Origin of the sequence: Thermoanaerobacterium aotearoense, from assembly GCF_009905255.1 — a bacterium.
Lineage (GTDB): Bacteria > Bacillota > Thermoanaerobacteria > Thermoanaerobacterales > Thermoanaerobacteraceae > Thermoanaerobacterium > Thermoanaerobacterium aotearoense.
In genome coordinates this window covers 942984-961883 of the sequence record NZ_CP047602.1, presented here as the reverse complement: position 1 = coordinate 961883, position 18900 = coordinate 942984, and the positions used below count along the sequence as shown (strand labels likewise).

At 31.8% G+C, this 18900-nt stretch carries 18 protein-coding genes; 3 read left to right on the top strand and 15 right to left on the bottom strand.

Annotated elements, in window-relative coordinates; genetic code table 11:
- Positions 1-4 precede the first annotated feature (4 nt).
- The 13 genes from GSH73_RS04805 to GSH73_RS04745 form a co-directional block, all read right to left on the bottom strand.
- Complete coding sequence (locus GSH73_RS04805; RefSeq protein WP_014759133.1) at positions 5-1369, bottom strand: FAD-dependent oxidoreductase; 1365 nt, start codon at positions 1367-1369, stop codon at positions 5-7.
- Positions 1370-1381: 12 nt separating this feature from the next.
- Positions 1382-2602 carry an alpha amylase family protein gene (locus GSH73_RS04800; protein WP_014759134.1) on the bottom strand — a complete coding sequence of 407 codons (1221 nt, stop codon included), beginning with the start codon at positions 2600-2602 and terminating at the stop codon, positions 1382-1384.
- A gap of 11 nt (positions 2603-2613) precedes the next feature.
- Positions 2614-3474, bottom strand: coding sequence for a carbohydrate ABC transporter permease (locus GSH73_RS04795; RefSeq protein WP_014759135.1), 861 nt, complete (start codon positions 3472-3474; stop codon positions 2614-2616).
- 1 nt (position 3475) lies between these two features.
- A complete protein-coding gene (locus GSH73_RS04790; protein WP_014759136.1) occupies positions 3476-4357 on the bottom strand; it encodes a carbohydrate ABC transporter permease in 882 nt (293 codons plus the stop codon).
- A 55-nt stretch (positions 4358-4412) separates the two neighbouring features.
- Entirely contained in the window at positions 4413-5714 is a 1302-nt protein-coding gene (locus GSH73_RS04785; protein WP_014759137.1) for an ABC transporter substrate-binding protein, read from the bottom strand.
- Position 5715: 1 nt separating this feature from the next.
- Entirely contained in the window at positions 5716-6603 is an 888-nt protein-coding gene (locus GSH73_RS04780; protein ID WP_014759138.1) for an ROK family protein, read from the bottom strand.
- Positions 6604-6620: 17 nt separating this feature from the next.
- The gene (locus tag GSH73_RS04775) at positions 6621-7472 is read right to left on the bottom strand and encodes a MurR/RpiR family transcriptional regulator (RefSeq protein ID WP_014759139.1); all 852 of its coding nucleotides are present in this window, start codon (positions 7470-7472) and stop codon (positions 6621-6623) included.
- Positions 7456-8205, bottom strand: a complete 750-nt coding sequence (locus tag GSH73_RS04770; protein ID WP_233432482.1) for an N-acetylmannosamine-6-phosphate 2-epimerase — start codon at positions 8203-8205, stop codon at positions 7456-7458. Before GSH73_RS04770 ends, GSH73_RS04775 begins: the two co-directional genes overlap by 17 nt.
- A 212-nt stretch (positions 8206-8417) precedes the next feature.
- On the bottom strand, positions 8418-10121 hold the full coding sequence (locus tag GSH73_RS04765; protein ID WP_014759141.1) for a glycoside hydrolase family 66 protein: 1704 nt from the start codon (positions 10119-10121) through the stop codon (positions 8418-8420).
- 4 nt (positions 10122-10125) lie between these two features.
- Complete coding sequence (locus tag GSH73_RS04760) at positions 10126-11199, bottom strand: glycoside hydrolase family 15 protein (protein WP_014759142.1); 1074 nt, start codon at positions 11197-11199, stop codon at positions 10126-10128.
- A 71-nt stretch (positions 11200-11270) separates the two neighbouring features.
- Positions 11271-12104 carry a carbohydrate ABC transporter permease gene (locus GSH73_RS04755; RefSeq protein WP_014759143.1) on the bottom strand — a complete coding sequence of 278 codons (834 nt, stop codon included), beginning with the start codon at positions 12102-12104 and terminating at the stop codon, positions 11271-11273.
- 11 nt (positions 12105-12115) lie between these two features.
- Entirely contained in the window at positions 12116-13045 is a 930-nt protein-coding gene (locus tag GSH73_RS04750; protein WP_014759144.1) for a carbohydrate ABC transporter permease, read from the bottom strand.
- A gap of 59 nt (positions 13046-13104) precedes the next feature.
- Positions 13105-14412 carry an extracellular solute-binding protein gene (locus GSH73_RS04745; RefSeq protein ID WP_014759145.1) on the bottom strand — a complete coding sequence of 436 codons (1308 nt, stop codon included), beginning with the start codon at positions 14410-14412 and terminating at the stop codon, positions 13105-13107.
- Between the two features lie 242 nt (positions 14413-14654).
- Here GSH73_RS04745 and GSH73_RS04740 point away from each other — a divergent pair, with 242 nt between their 5' ends.
- Positions 14655-15932 (top strand): transposase, encoded by a 1278-nt coding sequence (locus GSH73_RS04740; protein ID WP_014759096.1) that lies wholly within the window; start codon positions 14655-14657, stop codon positions 15930-15932.
- Between the two features lie 222 nt (positions 15933-16154).
- Here GSH73_RS04740 and GSH73_RS04735 read toward each other — a convergent pair whose 3' ends face one another.
- Complete coding sequence (locus GSH73_RS04735; protein ID WP_038070226.1) at positions 16155-17381, bottom strand: ROK family transcriptional regulator; 1227 nt, start codon at positions 17379-17381, stop codon at positions 16155-16157.
- A gap of 245 nt (positions 17382-17626) precedes the next feature.
- On the opposite strand from GSH73_RS04735, the gene GSH73_RS04730 reads away from it, so the two are divergent.
- Entirely contained in the window at positions 17627-18058 is a 432-nt protein-coding gene (locus GSH73_RS04730) for a HEPN domain-containing protein (RefSeq protein ID WP_014759146.1), read from the top strand.
- Positions 18018-18419 carry a nucleotidyltransferase domain-containing protein gene (locus GSH73_RS04725; RefSeq protein WP_014759147.1) on the top strand — a complete coding sequence of 134 codons (402 nt, stop codon included), beginning with the start codon at positions 18018-18020 and terminating at the stop codon, positions 18417-18419. The genes GSH73_RS04730 and GSH73_RS04725 overlap by 41 nt, the downstream gene beginning before the upstream one ends.
- 34 nt (positions 18420-18453) lie before the next feature.
- On the opposite strand, the gene GSH73_RS04720 is transcribed toward GSH73_RS04725, so the two are convergent.
- A complete protein-coding gene (locus GSH73_RS04720; protein ID WP_014759148.1) occupies positions 18454-18741 on the bottom strand; it encodes a hypothetical protein in 288 nt (95 codons plus the stop codon).
- Between the last annotated feature and the right edge of the window lie 159 nt (positions 18742-18900).

Here is an 18900-nt window from a genome sequence, read left to right as displayed (position 1 = left end):
AAATTTATATATCATAGCCATAATCACGCATAATTTTTCTAATTTCACACCCGTCTATCTTGCTGACCTTTATGCCTTTTTGAATACTATATGCAGCAGCAATGCCTGCGGCTTCACCAGTTGCTCTACACGTTGGCTGTATTCTTATTGATGATTGCGCTATGAAAGTTGAAGATATACATCTTCCAGCAACTAATAATCCTTCTATATTTAGTGGAATAAGACATCTAAATGGTATTTCAAAATATTCATTATTTTCTATAGGCAGAATCTTAAGTTCGGTTTTCATACCGTGCACATCGACTGGATACGCCGTTTTCGCAATTGCATCATTGAATTTTGATCTATTATTATAATCATCAATGTTTAAAATATACTTTCCTTTTATTCTTCTCGATTCTCTAATCCCAATCATAGGAGCAACAGATAATATATAACTTTCTTCAAAGCCTGGTATATATTTTTTTAAAAACTTATAAAGTCTTTGTATCATTTCTCTGCCTTTTTGATATGAATAAGATATTTCTTTTGCATTAAGTACATCCTTTATAGCCGGTATCTCTGGACAATTAAATGACATTACACCGGACATTCCTGGTATCGAAAACGCTTGGAAATAAACTCCATCTTCATAATTAATAATCTTGTCATCAAGACCTTTTTTAAAAATACTTTCAAGTGGAAAATTACTATTCCATACCATTGCAGTTTCAATAAGCGGGTAGTCCAATCCCCAATTTTGGCCAAGATCTCTAAGAAATGACTGTAATTTTATAAGATCAATATTTCCAACCATAAATCTTAAAGAAATTGCCTGATTCTTGCTTGTTCTTTCATCGCCAATAAAGCATGGTACTCCCGCAGAAAATGCTACATCAGCGTCACCAGTACAATCAATAACAACCTTTCCAAAAATTGCACTTATCCCTGATTTATTATGAACTAATACACCTTTTATCGTATAGTCTTCTACTATACTGCCTAAAAAGAAAGTATCATACAAAATTAAACCATTATACTCTAATAACATTTCCTCAAGAACAAATTTCATCATTTCCGGATTAAACCATCCGTCGTTTCCACTTGAATCTTTTGCACCATATCCATAATTTATAAGCCTTCTACGAATCTCTTTATCTATAGATGAAGCAGGGTTACCACTTATATTAACATGCATCATTGGTGTAACCTGAGCGGCAGTTGATGATCCACCAAGGAATCCATATTTTTCTATTATTAATGTCTTGGCTCCTTCTCTAGCAGATGCAATTGCAGCTATAGAGCCTGCTGTACCTCCTCCAACAATTATGACATCATATTTATCATCTAAAATCGGTATTTTATTATTTTTATATATATAATAATCCATTATGACACATCCTTAATCAATTAGTAATCTCCACCAATTATAATCTTCAATATAGCTTAGATCAAACAACATACAGCCTTGTGATTTCTTAAAACACATATCAATTGCTTTTTTAAAATTCTCTGGATTGCCTTCATACTGTTTCACAAAAAGGCTTCCAATGATAGGTACCACATTCATTGTTACTTTATTTGCCATTATGCCAGAGCCTTCCACGCTGTACCAATATGCAGGTTTACCATTTTTAATCGCCTCATCTATTGTTACATCAGGATAATAAAATCCAGACATCAGTTTATCCAGACATTCAGCATAACCAGTTTTTGAATACTCTTTTCCTACCCACGGATAATCTTCTGGTATATACTTCTCACTAGCCCAATTTGCTCCAACCTGATAATAAATTGGATACCACGATCCTGCATAATCTATAAATTCAATTTTTTTATTTGATTTGTTTATTGTTTCTCTAACTCTTATAATGAATTTTTTGATGTTTGATGCCTTAAAAGTTATCCAATCCCCAAAAAGATCACCATAGATAACTTGTTTATCACCATTATCATCTACCTTAAGTTCATAAATATCTGTAGGCCAATTGTACGCTTTTTTTCCTATAAACTCCTCAAATTTATCTTTAGTATATTCGCTAAAATCTGCTGCAAGTCCTATGAATCTGACTCTGTCAAGCACAATACCATCAATATCATAATTATTGATCAATTCATTTATCACGCTTTCCTCATACTGTTGTACATCTTCTCTTACGGGATTGACAAAAACGTCAGAAAAGTCGTCAATAGAATCAAATGTTTTTAATCCATCTATATCCGTAATTGGTTTTATGGACGATTTACCTTCATTATTAATTCCATATAGATATGTTTGCCAATATGGGTGTTCATAGCCTTTTGACAAATTGCTTTTATTTTCCTTATTTCCTTCCGAGAAGACATCTACAGCGGCATATATCCTTAAATTTCTATCATGTGCTTGTTTTATATATAATTCAAGATAATCTTTATCATTTTCAAATTCTGAATCATAACAACTATAATGTGGTGCTATTTCACTTTTGTATATGCAAAAACTTGATGGATCTTTAACGCTTAGTACAATAGAACCAATTCCATATTTAACACATTTATCAAGTATTTTCTCGAAGTATTTATTGTCGAGAATTATATTCTTGTTAGCATGAATTTCTATCCATAGATAATAATCTTTATACAAACTTACTCCTCCTAACCTTTTATAGCACCGGCAACAGCATTAATGAAATACTTCTGAAAAGCTAGAAATACTATTATAACTGGAATTATGGATAATACTGTTCCTGCAGCTACATAGCCAAATTTATAATTAAACTGGCCAGACAAATATTTTAGAGCTGTTGCTAAAGGATATTTATTCGGATCTTGTAACACAACTATAGGCCACAAAAATGAATTCCACAGACCTATAAAGTCAAATATTACAATCGTAGAGATTGCTGGCATAACTTCCGGAAGCATTATCTTATACCATATCTTAAATTCTGATGCACCATCTATTTTCGCAGCATCAATTAATTCCCTTGGTACAGTTAGATAAGATTGCCTTAAAAGTATTATGCTAAAAACAGATACCGCACCTGGGATAATAACACCAGTTAAAGTATCAAGTAAGCCCATTTTTGATATAGTCAGGTAATTAACAATTAGCCCTGCAGCAGCCGGCAAAATCATGGTACTAATTAATGCAGAGAATATTAAATTTTTGCCATAAAAATCCATACAAGCCAAAGGATATGCCGCAAGTGAAGCTAGTACAACATCAAGCACTATTCCTGAAACTGTTATTATTACTGTGTTCAAAATATATTTAGGTATTGATATAAAATTAATCACACCTATATAATTAGCCAATGTAAATGGATGTGGAATTAAATCCATTGTATAAATATTTTGACCCGTTTTAAATGATGAAGATACAAGCCAAATAAAAGGTCCTGCCAAAAATATTGCTATTATTATCAATATTAAATAGGTTATTACTAATGAAAATATCTTTTTTATAGCTTTTACTCTTTTATAATCTACCGATTTTTTATTTAATGTTTCCATATTAATAATAGCTCATTCCTCCTTTTCTACCGCCATATATGAATACCAATATACTCAATGCCGTTGTCAAAATAGCGACTAACAAGCCTATCGCCGACGCATAACCGAAGTTAAAATCCGTAAATGCTTTCTGAAATTGATAAACACTCGTTACCATAGTTGCGTCTCCCGGCCCCCCATTTGTTAACACATATACAACATCAAATACTCTGACTGCAGATAAAATGCTCATAAATGTACATAACCATATATATGGCTTTAATAGCGGAATAGTAATTTTGTATAACGCTTGAGTTCTTGTAGCTCCATCAACATAAGCTGATTCTTCTAATTCTTTAGGAATCGATTGAAGCCCTGCAAGGTATATCATCATATAATATCCAAGTCCTTGCCACAGTGTAATAAACATTAATGATGATAGGGCAAATCTAGGATCATTTAAAAAAGATATGGGCTTACTAAAAATACCATGATTAATCATAAATGTATTAAGTAATCCTTGTGGATCAAAGATCCAACCCCATGTAATTGAAACCGCAACCATAGAAGTAACAACAGGTATATAGTATAAAACTCTAAAAAATGATATACCTTTTATCTTTCTATTTACAAATATAGCTAATAAGATTGACAATAGCTGAAGTGGTGGAACAACTCCAACAAATAATATTGAATTTTCTACTGAAACCCAAAACTCATGGTCATGTATAGCTCTTGAGAAATTAGCCAGCCCAACAAATTTTGATTGTCCAACAACAGAATAATCATAAAATGCTAATGGTATACTTGCCACAATTGGATAAAAAACGAAAATCACAAGAAAAATCATAACTGGTAGAATAAATAAATAAGCTATTAGCGATTTCTTTAACTTATTCTCCATTTTTAAAACCCCTTATGGAGCAAGGCTTAAAAAGCCTTGCTCAAAATTATTACTACTACTGCTGGCCTGATAACATTTGATTTACATTCTTTTCAGCATCATCAAGTGCTTGTTTAGGCGTCTTTTGTCCATGAAATGCTTCATCAGTTTCTTTTATTATTTCTGATGTTATGTCACCGCTATTAGGCACACCTAATGTTTTATCAGTTGATTTACTTAGAAAATCTGCCGCAATAGATATCGCTTTGCCTTCTAGAGTTGATGTATCAGATTTGAAGTAAGAATCTTGTGATGCTTTTATTGTCGACGGAAAAACTTTTGCTTCCTTTGCAAATTCAAGCTGATTTTCATCATTAGTTACGAAGTTTGCAAAATCAATCGCCTCTTTATGATGTTGGCTTTTTTGCATTACTACTAAATCCATTATTGGATTGTCTATAACTCCACTTTTACCTACCAATGGTTGCGTAATATCTGTATTTTTGTAAATATCCGGTGCCTCATCTTTTATACGCGACAAAGATTGTGCTCCAGAATTTATAAGCCCAAGTTTCCCAGTTGAATAAAGTTGTAGCATTTTTGTCCAGTTACCTTCTGCATCTAACGGGAAAATATCATTCTGATAATATTCTTTAAATTTCTCCAACAATGCTAATGTATCAGGTGTATTAAAAGCAGCTTTTGTCTTGTTTTCGTTAAGTATATTTATATCATACCCCCAGTATGCCTCATTGTGGAAATAGTCTGGAACATATAAATAAGCTCCAGTCTTATCTTTAAATTCTTTCGCCATTTGGAATACATCATCATATGTCTTTGGTGGATTCATTCCTGCTTTTTCAAACAGCGCTTTATTATAAATCATAACTGAAGGTGCACCATACCATGGGAAAGCATATATCCCATCCTTTATTTTTGTTGATTCCCATAATGTTTTTATATATATACTTTTTTGTTCATCCGTTGCTTCTTTATTTAAATCAACCAAGGCTCCTTTTGCTGCTAACTGCAATGCCATATCTGTATTTAAGTTGACAACATCTGGTACATCATTGCCTGCAGTTGATGCCACTAACTTATTTTGAATTGCGTCATATGGTAAATCTGTCCATTTAATCTCTACATTAGGATGAAGTTTTTTATACTTAGCGAATAAATCATTAAAGTAGTTATCAAACTTTGGCCTTAAGGATATAGTCCAAAATTGTAATGTTATTTTTTCAGCAGTATTACTGGAAGTCTTAGCATTATTTGAATTGGACTTTGATGAACTGTTTCCACATGCAGTAAATGCTGTTATAATCATCACTAGCACCAGCAACATACTTACTGTTTTCAACATCTTACTTCTAATCATTTTAAACAACCCCCTCATTTAAAATTAATTTTGCGGCACCATAGACTGTCGAAAAGTTATTAAGTCCTGCGATAGAAATATTTAAATCACATTTTATTTGCGATTTTAAATATTCCCACCACAGATCTTTTGAATTTGTTACACCACCTCCGAGAATGATTATTTCAGGATCAATAAAATTTCTTATGTTAAAAATTAATAATGAGAGCGATTTTACAAATTCATCCACAACTAACTTTGATATTTTATCGTTTTTCATATACAAATTGAAAACATCTTTCGCACTACTCACCAAATTAGAACCCACTATTTCATTGTATCTTTTATATATTGCAGTACCCGATATATATTGTTCAACGCAACCATTTTGCCCACAGTTGCATCTTTTGCCACCAGGATACAAAATAGTATGGCCAATTTCCGCTGCGCTGAAATGACTTCCTCTTATCAATTTACCATCTAGTATTATTGCACCCCCAACACCTGTCCCTAAAGTTATCATTAAAACGTCTTTAAAACTTTTAGCAGAGCCTAGCCAATTTTCACCAATAATTGCCGCATTAACATCATTTTCAACTATTGTTTTTGTCTTATATTTTTGAGAAATAATTTCTTTTAAATTTATGCCAGTCCAACCTGGTAAATTATCCGTAGCATAAATAACTTCACCTGTATTAAAATTAATTCTACCGGCTGAACCAATGCCAATTCCTTCTATATCAGTATCAAATAAATCATCTAATACACTGAATAATTTTTTCAATATGTGATCTCTGCCTAAATTAGCATCTGTTGAAGTCTCTTTAAATTTAATTAAATCTCCATTTGAACCAATAACCCCACCTAAAATTTTTGTACCACCAATATCTATACCAATAACTTTTTTCATTTCATAAACACCTTAAATCAATACAATTTATCTAAAACTGCTTTAGCAGTTTTGTTTAGATTTTGAACTGCTTTATCTTTCATTTTCACTGCTATACACGTATATAAAATATCAAGTATATGAAGCTGAGCTATTTTAGAAGTTAAAGCACCACTTCTTAATGGCGTTTCTTTTGCAGATGTTAGCAATACTATATCCGCTACTGCAGTAATAGGCGATCTTGCATAATTTGTAATGCAAATAACTTTTGCTCCAGCTTCTTTAGCTAACTTACATGTTTCTACAGTATCTTTTGTACTACCTGAAAAAGATATTCCAATTGCTACATCACCTTCCTTAAGGTTAACCGCTGATATGGCCTGTATATGTGGATCTAAATTAGCATCAACGTTTAAGCCAAGCCTCATAAATTTATACTTTGCATCAAGTACAGTATAGCCAGATGCGCCAACACCATATATCTCTATCTTATTCGCCTTTATGATTTCTTCGACAGCCTTCTCAAGTTCACTGACTAACAACATTTTTGTCGTATTTGAAATAGCCATTGTATTCTCTGTAGTTATTTTTTGTAAAAGTACATCAATTGTATCACTAAAAGTTATATTCTCGTGTATGCTTGTTTCTGGGCTCGTTGTCTCTTTCGCAATATTTAATTTGAAATCCTGAAAGCCAGTTAATCCAATATGCCTGCAGAATCTTATTATTGTTGTTTCACCTACATTAATTTTTTCTGCGAGTTCTGTTATTGAAGAATAAAGCACTTCTTCCGAGTTCTCAAGAACATAGTCAGCTACTTTTTTTTCAGCATTTGTCAATGAATTATATACACTTCTAATTTTTAATACAACACTATTTTGCTCCTGCATATTTTACCGCCTTTCTTATTGATTCAGCAAAACGCCTTGTTATCTCTTGAGGTCTTGTTATTGCAGTACCTACTACTACTGCATACGCACCAAGTTCTAAAGCTTTAATGGCTTCTTCAGGCGTCCATATCCTTCCCTCAGCAATAAGTGGAACCTTTAATACTTTTGACAATCTTTCAATTAATTCAAAGTCTGGTCCATCAATTTTAGGGCTATAATCTGTATATCCGGAAAGTGTTGTAGATACAATGTCAAATCCTAAATTTTCCGCTTCAATTCCTTCGTTATAAGTAGATATATCAGCCATTACCAAAATGTTTGGATATAATTTTTTAATTTCTCTCAAAAGATCCTTTGTTGAAATATCTCCTGGCTTAATCAACTTAGTCGCATCAATTGCGACAATATCCGCGCCAGCTTTAACAACAGCACTTACTTCTTCTATAGTAGGTGTTATATATGGCTTGTATCCTTCATAATTTTTTTTAATAAGACCTATAATAGGAAGTTTCACTTCTCTCCTTATAGCTTTTATATCTTCATAACCATTGGCCCTAATAGCTACAGCTCCTCCCACTTCTGCAGCTTTAGCCATCTTTGCCATTATAAACGGGCTGTAAAGCGGCTCATTACTAAGTGCTTGACATGAAACTATTAGTCCATTTTTTATATCATCTAATACCTTCATTGGCATCTCCTCTTTTCTTTTTCTTAATATAAATATATTCGACACATTTTGAAAAATTCCTCCTTAATTTTTATTAAAAAAGAAAAATTTTTTTAATAACTTAGCAACAATTTGACTTTTTTATCCTATTCTATGACTTCAGTACTTATCAAAATAAAAAAGGCTGTTGCATAACTGACTAAATAAGTCATAATACAAAGCCTCTTTTTATTCAAAAAAAAGAAATTGCAGATTTACAAAAACCTATAACATAATTTTCATACTTCCACGGTTATATATACCAAATCCCAGATATAAAGCTCTGGTATTATAAATCTTATGGCCCTTCCTTGTTCATGTGTGACATATTCATACGAAATCTTCTGAGGATGACCATGATTTATTTCTGGTGATGCAACAAATACTTCTTTTACATCTTCAACTACAAGGGCCACTACTTCAATATCTCTCAATAAGTTCGGCCTCTTTTCTTTTCCTTCATTCCAATTCATATTTTTTATACCAGTAAAATTGATAAAGTTAATTATTTTATAGCCTGGTTTCTCTTTTATTATTGTCCAAACACTATCTACTTTTGCAATAGGTGAAAATTTAGCTCCTTTAAAAACATATTCTTCATTTATCCCACCTGTATATGTCATTGTATCATCAATTATGTCAAATCCATAGAGAAGTTCTTCATACCTGACTATAAAATCGTAATAATTTCTTAGTTCGCAAATAAACCGCTTATCAGAAATCTTAAAATAATTAGGATAATACCCTTCCGTCAAAATGCCATTCTCTTCTCCCAGCAAAAGGTGAAACCCGCCAGAAGCAAATATGGAAGCCATAGTCAATATTGTAGCATTCTCGGCATATTCTATGTTTGTATTTTCAGATTTTGAAAATGGCTTCATATACGCAGCTAATATCACCTGCTTTGTGGTGCCGCGTTTTTTCACATTTGCAATCAGGTTGTACAAGTCTTGATAGGTATCATTAGGTGGCCATACTTCTATGTATACCGCGTCCTGCTTTGAATCTATCACTGAATCAATAGGCCAATTATTTACAGCATTAAATATTAACTCAACATCGTATCCATTATTTTCTATATAACTTTTCGCATCATTAATTAGTTCAGGAAAATCATCTTTTAACCGTCTTAATCTTTTCAATCCATCTTTCACACTCACTGCTTCTTTAGGAAATCCATATTGATCCATGTGAATACCATCAAATCCAAATTTAATTGCATTAAAAAACTCTTTAATTATATGCTGATGCCATTCGCATTCTTTTGAAATATCCATTATATATATAAAATTGGCAAATTCATAATACTCATCATTATTATTTAGAAGGGCCCAATCTTTATGCTTTTCAAAAAATTCCGACTCAGATCCGTATACTGCACCATATGCCATTGCCTTCATTCCATATTCATGAGCTAATTCAATTTTTTGTTTAACAACATTTATAGATAAATCTCTTCCAAGTGGATCTTTAAACTTTTCAGTCGGCGGTATCAACTCATGATGCCTATACATCCAATCATAAAACTGAATTAAATTTATATGAAATTTGTTAAGTTCTTTTAAATCGTTGTAATCATCTTTATCGCTTTCAAAAAAATCTGAAATGAATCCGTATCTTGGCGCATACATTAAATTTTTGACTACATCAAATGAAGTCGTCGCACCTTCTATCAATTCATTACCGTTGAATAAAGACACATTGACGCCGAAGCCTGCCATAGATTCATTATCACATTTGATATTAAATTCAAATTCTTTAAGTTCCTCATTTTTAAGATCACTTTCAAACTGCAATATTCTATCATTTAAATGGAAAATATCACATCTAATAATATATCCACTTTTACTTTTAAATTCTTTATTGCTAAGTTCCACAATTATTTTTATATTTTCTCCATTCAAATATTGTGCTTTAGAAGGATATACATCTTTAATCAACATCTTTTTAAACCTCCTCAATCATTTTTATTAAAACTATATACATTGCATGAGACCATAACAATGGTTTTGCTACTTCACCCCATTTTTTTACCCAATAAGGGTAATATCTATCATCGTTGACATGAAAGCAAACCTGCTCTGGCAAATATCCATTGTCATCCATCTGATTTTCTATCCACTTTTTAATATTTTTAGCATCGTCTATTTCCCCTACTTTAGCATAATACCATCCAAGCCATGCAGAAAGCAGTATCCATTCTCCACCACCATAATAAGTATCATCTTTAAATCGGTGTAAACCTCCGTTGTGAAAAAGCTCCTTTTCTATTTTTTTTACAGTATTAATAAAAATTTCATCATTAATTTCAACCACTTCAAAAGGCACCAGAATCCATGCCAAACTAGCATCTACATCCTTGCTTCCAATATACTTAACAAAATGCCCATCACTTACACAATTAGTAAGTATGAAAGACTTTATTTCATTACACAATGTTAACAATTTTTTATCATGCAAAAATTCATTAATAGATTTAATGCCGCCATATATACATGCAAGTGTAGATGTATGGATTTTGTCGCCATTCTCTTCCCATACGTCGTAGTTTGGATAATTCCATAAATGACTTAAATATTCTATTGTCAATTCAATGCTTTCTTTAAAGTTATATATAAGTTCTTCTTTACCTGTCAATTTTATATGTTCAGACAATCCCCAAAGCCAAGTCCCATATCCATCAAGCTGAAAATTTCCCCAGCCTTGTTCAGTTTCCTCATATCCATCTAAAGTATACCTTGCGTGTAGAAAATCTCCCGTCACAAGCCTCTTGCCATCTTTAACCTTTTCCTTAATATTCTCTACTTTATAACCATATCTTTTTATTACAGTATCTATCCAATGATAAAACTTTTCAGATGATTCATATTCACCCATTAAATCCATAGAATATGCAATAAAGCTTCCATCCCTAAGCCAGCTATAATGATATGTTGGAAAGTACGGCGATGCTATAAACGAACCATATTCCGATTGGTTATCTTTGATTATTTCAACACTTTTATTTAGCAATTCTATCACTTCAACCCCTCCATATATTTCATTTTTAATTGAAAATTTATTGCTACAAATACTTAATTTCTAATACTTGATTAACCTTTTATTGCACCTTCTTGAATGCCGCCTCTTATAAAATACTTTTGGAACACAACAAATATTAATATAACTGGAACAACTGCAATTAATGATGCAGCAAAGACAAGCCCCCATTTTGTTGCAAATTCTCCCTGAAATAGCATAATCGCAATCGGCAATGTGCGCTTTATTTCTGTTTTTATAAACGTCAGTGCAACAAAAAATTCATCCCATGTTCCTTCAAAAGCAAAAATTGCAAATGTCGCCAGCGCCGGTTTTGAGAGAGGCAATATAACATGCCTGTATATGGTCCATCTCGTTCCGCCATCAATTATTATTGATTCTTCTAACTCCTTAGGAATGCTTTCAAAGAAACCTCTAAGAAAGAAAGTATTTCCGGCGATCCCCGTACCTACGTACAGCAGTAGTAGCCCAGAATATGTGTCAACAAGATGCAATCCATTGATTACGGTATACTGTGCCACAATATTTAAAACTCCTGGAACCATCATTGTAAACAGATATACATTAAATAGCATTTCTTTCCCTGGAAAACTAAATCTTGCAAAGCCGTAAGCTGATAGTGTAGCTATAAATAGCGACAATACTGTGCTAATTAATGATATATATAAACTGTTTAAAAAATATCTGAAAAAATTATTAGATAGCCATGCTTCTTTAAAATTCCCCGTATAAAATGTCTTTGGAATTAATATAGGCGGATACGGCATAATATAAGTATCTTTTGTCAGCGCAGTTGAAATCATATATAAGAAAGGCACTATCATAGCAGCTACACATATTAATAAGAAAATATGCAAAAATAACTGTGGAAAATTAATCTTTTTCATAAATCTCACCTCTAATAAGGATTATCTTCGCTATACCTCATAATCCTTTTTTGAAATAATGACAATGTTAAAATTACTATGCCGATTATAACGCTCATTGCAGATGCATATCCAAAGTTGAAATCACTAAATGCAGCTTTATACATATAGTTTAGCAGAACATCGGTTGTTCCAAGCGGTCCTCCGCCTGTAATCAGCATTACTTGTATAAATACACCAAAAGCACCAATAATAAGATTAATCAAAATATAAAAAGTAGTAGGTTTTATTAACGGTACTGTAATATTAAAAAACACTTGAATTGGATTTGCACCATCAATTTTTGCTGCTTCATATATATCATTTGATATGCCTTGAAGTGCAGCATAGTATATAACCATAACCCAACCGATTCCTTTCCAAACACCTAATAACCATATTACTAAGTTTGCGGTCCAAGTATTTTCTAACCACATAATAGGGCTTCCAATTAAATGCAGTTTAAGCAATAAAAAATTCATCAGTCCTTCCTTGCCGTCCGTAAACAAATATTTAAATATTAATGAAACCACAACCCAAGACGTAATTACAGGAATATATATCATAACCCTATAAAACACTTTTCCTCTAGTCAAATTATTAATTAATACGGCAATTACAAGACCAATAATCATTTGACAAGGAACAGTAACAATACCGTAAAGAATGGTATTTCTAAATGCTAATAAAAAATTATCATCGTGAAATATTTTTATAAAATTCAATAATCCAACCCATGGGCTAACTTGACCTGGCATTATATTATAATTTGTAAATGCCATATATATATTTTTAATTTGTGGATAGATAACAAAAACAGCCAATAAAATAAATCCTATACCTATGAACGGTAATACATCCAACCATTCCTTTATTCCACGACTAAGATTTTTATTTCTAAATGAAACATTTTGAGATAACAATCAATTTCACCTCCTAGTATAGGGATCATGTCACTAGCATAATCCCTATACTTTACCAATTAATTATTTTTTAAATAAACATCAATTTCTCTCGCAGCATCGTCCAAAGCTTTTTGTGGTGTTGCTACATGCCTAAATACTTTTTCAAAAGCCAAACTTAATGATTTATCTATTTTATCCCAATTTGGGCTTGGCGTACGAGGCCATGCACTCTCCATTTGCTGCACATATAATTTTAAAATAGGATCAGAACTTATTTCTTCAGAATTTGCAACGACCTTGTTAGTAGGTATTAGATATGCCTGCTTAGCCAAAATCTTTTGTGGTGTTTCTGAAAACATATATTTCATAAAAGTCCAAGCTTCCTTTGGATGTTTGCTACCTTTAAACAAAACTAGATCCTCACCACCAACTACAGAAATACTACCAGCAGAACCTTGTGGAAACAAAGCCGGTACTGTCGTGTTTTTTACAGAATCGCCTTGTATACTATAATACCACGGGCCATCATCAATCATTAAATAATTGTTGCCTTTCATGCCACCCCAAGAATCAGGTTTACCACCGATTATTGTTGGGGCGATCAATCCTTTATTATATAAATCAAGTAGTTTCTGTAATGCAGCTACACTTTCTGGACTATTTAAGTACCCAGTCGCCTTTGTATATTTATCATCTGTAACCTTACCACCAAGTGACAGGAAATATGGTGCCATTCCCCATGTACTTGTACCGCCAATGCCAATACCCCATTTATCTTTTGATTTTAATTTTTCTGCTGCTGAAACCAAATCATCAAAAGTCTTTGGCGGCTCATTCAATCCTAATTGTTGAAGCAGTGTCTTGTTATACAAAGCAATTTTGGTATTAGTATCCTGTGGTATGCCATAATAATGACCATTATAGTAATTTGTCGCTAGAGGACCTGCAAATGAATTATTCTTAATTTCATCAAAGCCGTCTAAATTATCAACTTCCTGAAGTGCCCCAAGTTTAGCAAATCCAGATACCCATACAATATCCATTCTCATAACGTCTGGAACAGCATTACCCGAAACCGCTGTTATTACCTGCTGTCTTAAGGTATCAGTTGAAGGCATTCTTTTAGCATCAACTTTTATATTAGGATATTTCTTTTCAAAATAAGGTATAATCTGTTCTTTCAGCAATTTATCTTCTTTATCACTAAATGTATGCCAAAAAGTAATTGTGACAGTTTCTGAAGACTGACTTTCGTTTACATTCGAACTGCTATTAGAACTGTTCTCTGCTGATTTAGAGTTTTTAGCACTGCCACACCCAGATAAAAATACAGAAAATATCATTACTGATACAATTAAAACTGACAACAACTTTTTACTTTTCATCTCAATACCCTCCTAAAATTTTAATTTGACAGAAAAATTTAATTTAAAATTAAAATCACCTCCTATACTTGATTCATTGATAGACTTGTGCATATCTCAAAAGCCTTGATTTTAGCCATTTTTAAGATATGCTTTTTTCTTATCACCCTGAAAATTTTTTATCTGATATGTAGGATTTCCTGCCTTTTATGTCGAATTATTGTATTATTAGCATCATTAAACATTAAAGGAGGAAACCCTACATGTACCAGCTTCAACAAGTTTTAAACATTATTGACCTTTTTACTTCTCAACCTAAAATTGATTTTTATACTTCTTTATTTAGCAATCTTGATTTGTCTTCCATTCCTGAATTCCCGCCTTCTAAATTTGGCCCTAGAGGTTATTCTCGTCATGCCCTCTTTAGAGCCATCATTGTTATGAAAGCTGAGAAATTCGGTGAGATTTCTGATCTCATTGATTATCTTAATAATAATCTTATTATTGCTCACCTCTGCGGTTTTGATATTACTAAAAAGTTGCCCTCTTATTGGACTTTTGATCGTTTCCTTAAAAATTTTGATCATAAATATTTGTCTTATGTTATGCAGAATCAAGTTAATATTCTTAAGGATTTCGGCCTTATTTCTGGTGAATCTATTTCTTTGGATTCTACTCCTATTAAGGCTAATACTAAGTTCAATAATCCTAAGTGTTTTTCTAAAAATAAATTCTCTAAAGATAATCAGCCTAAGTCTGACAAGGATTGTAGACTTGGTGTTCATACTGCTTCTAATGATTCTTCTAATAAAAATTTTGAATTTTATTGGGGATATAAAAACCATATTATTATTGATTCTTTGTCTGGTCTTCCTATTGCTGAAGTAACCACTCCTGCTAATATCCCCGATTTTGATGCTGCAATCCCTCTTTTATCTGAAACCAACAATTGGTTTAATCTTGAAGGTGTCAATTTTATTGCTGACAAAGGCTATGATGTTAAGAAAGTCTATAGTTTTGTGAGAGACACCCTCCATGGTCATTGTTTTATTCCTCTTAATAAGAGAGGCTCTAAAACGCATAAATTAACTGATGATGGTCATGTTGTCTGTGATGCAGGTATTCCAATGATTAAAGATGGTAAAGAGTATTTCGATGGTTTTATTAAGCAAAAACATCGTTGTAAATACTATAAGTCTAAAAATGATTCTCTTTGCCCATGCCATCATCCCAAATACTTTAATGGCAAAAAGTACAGGGGTTGCATTAAATATACTTCTATATCTACTGATTACAGGTCTTCAATTGATAGAAATTCTATATATTTCAAATCCAAATATAAATTAAGGACAGAATCAGAAAGATATAATTCCCGCTTTAAAGCTTTAGATTTTGAAAGGGCATACGTTAGAAACATTGATTCTGTAAGTAATTTAAATACTTTTGGCCATATTACTTTATTGACACTTGCTATTGTTGCATATAAATCAGGTAATATCGATAAAATTAAATCTCTTGATGGTTTAAAGCGTTTAGCTTAATTTTTATATGTTTTAGTTCTCAATTTTTGCCATCAATTATCTACAGGATTTTTATGCCCTTTTTCAGCTCTTTTTTTCTTTTATTTAGTTTTAAATGTTCAAGTATATTTTTTAGCCTTTATCATTTACATTACCTACCTATTCTGGTTTTTATTTTTGATCGATTTTTTAATTATGCTCATATCTATGATTCATTGAAGAAAGTATGTTGAAAAAATTTATTTAAAATGCCGCAAAAGCATCTTCTTGCTCTTCATATAGCGGCATTTCAAAAAGCTTGCTAATTGCAAGTAATGATGCTCCTATCTCCCAAGCATCGTCACCTAGATTAGATACTCTGATCTGGACTTTTTTCTCATGCATTTTAAAAAAATTATTTTTTACAATATCAATTACAACAGGAAGAATAATATCTTTTGCTACCATTCCTTCGCCTGCAAGTATAATAGTCGATGGATTGAAAATATTTATCACACTTAAAAGACCATAACCTAAATACTTTGCAGACAGCTTCAGTGCATTTATAGCTAGCATATCGCCATTTTTAGCGTATTCATAAACTTTTTCAATAGACAGTTCCTCATCTATATTTATTTTACTTTCCTTAAAAAATTGAATATTTTCTTTTATATAATCTATGATAAAATTCTCAGAAGCATAAGCTTCAAGACACCCTTTTTGCCCACATTCACATTTTCTGCCATCGGCTACTAAAACCATATGTCCAATTTCGCCAGCACCTCCAAAATCGCCACAGTAAAGACGCTTATTAATTACTATACCGGAACCTATACCAGAGCCATACGTCACTACGATGAAATTGCTGAGTGTTCTTCCTTGTCCATACCACAATTCAGCAAGTGTATATGCGTTTACATCATTATCTACATATACAGGTACATTAAATCTATCTTTTAGAATTCCACTAATATCAATGTCTGACCAGTTTAGCATTCCAGAGTATATTAACCGTCCTCTTTTTTGATCTATAAGCCCCGATATAGCTATGCCTATGCCAAGTAAACTTCTATCCATTGGTATTGCTTTTATTAAATCCTCTATATTTTTGATAATCAACTCTAAAACATCATTGCTATTCGAGCCTCTTTTAAATGGTACTTTTTTTCTTCTTATAATATCAGCATTAAGATTAGTAAGGGCAAAAATCAAATTATTTTCTTCTATTTTTATGCCTATAGTGTATCCATAATTATAGTTAAATTCTAATAATATAGGTTTTCTTCCACCGGTTGAATCAGCTTCACCAATTTCAAATATGAGTTTCTGTGTTTTTAACTCCTCTACAATATTTGTTACAGTTGATAAACCTAGATTTAAATTCTTTGATATATCAGTGCGGCTAATTGGACCATTCAACCTTATTTCATTTATTACAAGTGAACGATTTATATCTTTTATTAAATCTTTATTGCCAATTCTGAGTCTCATCTTATATCACCTAAAATTATTATAACATACTTTTTTCAGTGAAGCAAGTTATATTTAAAGAAAATAATAAAAAATTAGTTATAAGAGTTTTTGTTCAATTATATAATCTCATAAAAAGTACTAATCAATATACTTCTTTCAAAAGCGTAAAATCGAAAATTTAGATTTAATCCTCTACTTGTAGTTGTGTATCCAAAAATGTTAAAGTATAATTAAAGTAGTAAATAGTATTGGTGGTGAACAGTATGGATATGGATGAATATAACAGATGGTTTAATCAAGCAATTCACACTTTTAAATCAGCTTATAGAGATTATAAAGATGGAGATTATTCATGGTCATGTTTTAAAGCACAGCAAGCTGCGGAATATGCTATTAAAGCACTTTTAAGAGCGTTTGGAATTTCTATAGTAGGCCATTCACTTGTTAAATTAGCAAATGATCTTGATAATGCTGGAATTAATAAACCTGATGATTATAATAAGTGGGCTAGAAAACTTGACAGAGATTACATTCAGCCACGATACCCGGATGCTTACCCATCAGGAAGTCCTTACGAATATTATGATGAAAATGATGCTAAAATATCATTGGAATATGCTCAAAATATTCTAAATTATGTGGAGGAATACATAAATGAATCCAGCAATGATAATAAGGGAAAAGAAAAGGAATAATCTTATAGATATAGGTAAGAAATACTCAGAAATTATTAGCAATGTTTTACATCCTATGTGTGCTATTATAATCGGTTCAGTTGCCAGAGGGGACTTTAACGATAGCAGTGATATTGACGTAATATTAATATCTGATAAAATGCCTGCTAATTATAAGGAAAGAATGACACTACTTTATGATTATGTTTTTGATGCAATCGAACCAAAAGGCTATAGCACTGAGGAATTTAAAAAACTATATCTTAAAAAAAATCCAATTTCTGTGGAAGCAATTGAAAAGGGTATTGTAATTTATGATGACGAAATATGGGATAAACTAAAAAAGGATATTCTTTCGAGTTATGTTGTAGAAATACAGTAAAAAAACGGCTATCATAGCCGCAGTGAATACATTTTTAATTCTTTTTATTTCTAAAATCACTTGGCGATTTTAGAATTTTAATAGGTATTGAAAATAATAATTTATTTAATTCGCTTATCAATTCTTCTGTTATTTTGAAAGATTTCTCTAATAATCCAATGTTTTTATTTTCTGATATAAAGTCATCTTTTAGCTCTATCTCGGTTTTACAATCTTGACATTTTATTCTAATGATTTTTTCATCACCATCGTAGTAAATCACGTGATTAGTATTTTTATTGCAGTGTAAGCAAAACAGATCGGCTTCCATATACTTTATCATATAAACACCTCTTGTAAACTATTCTTGATTTTGAATGAAAATTTAATCATATGTTTGATATTAAAATATATAGCCTAAAACTCCACCTATAGTGGAGTTTTGCATATGAAGTAATTTTTCGACATTCTATACCGTTTTAACTAATAATAATTTTAATCT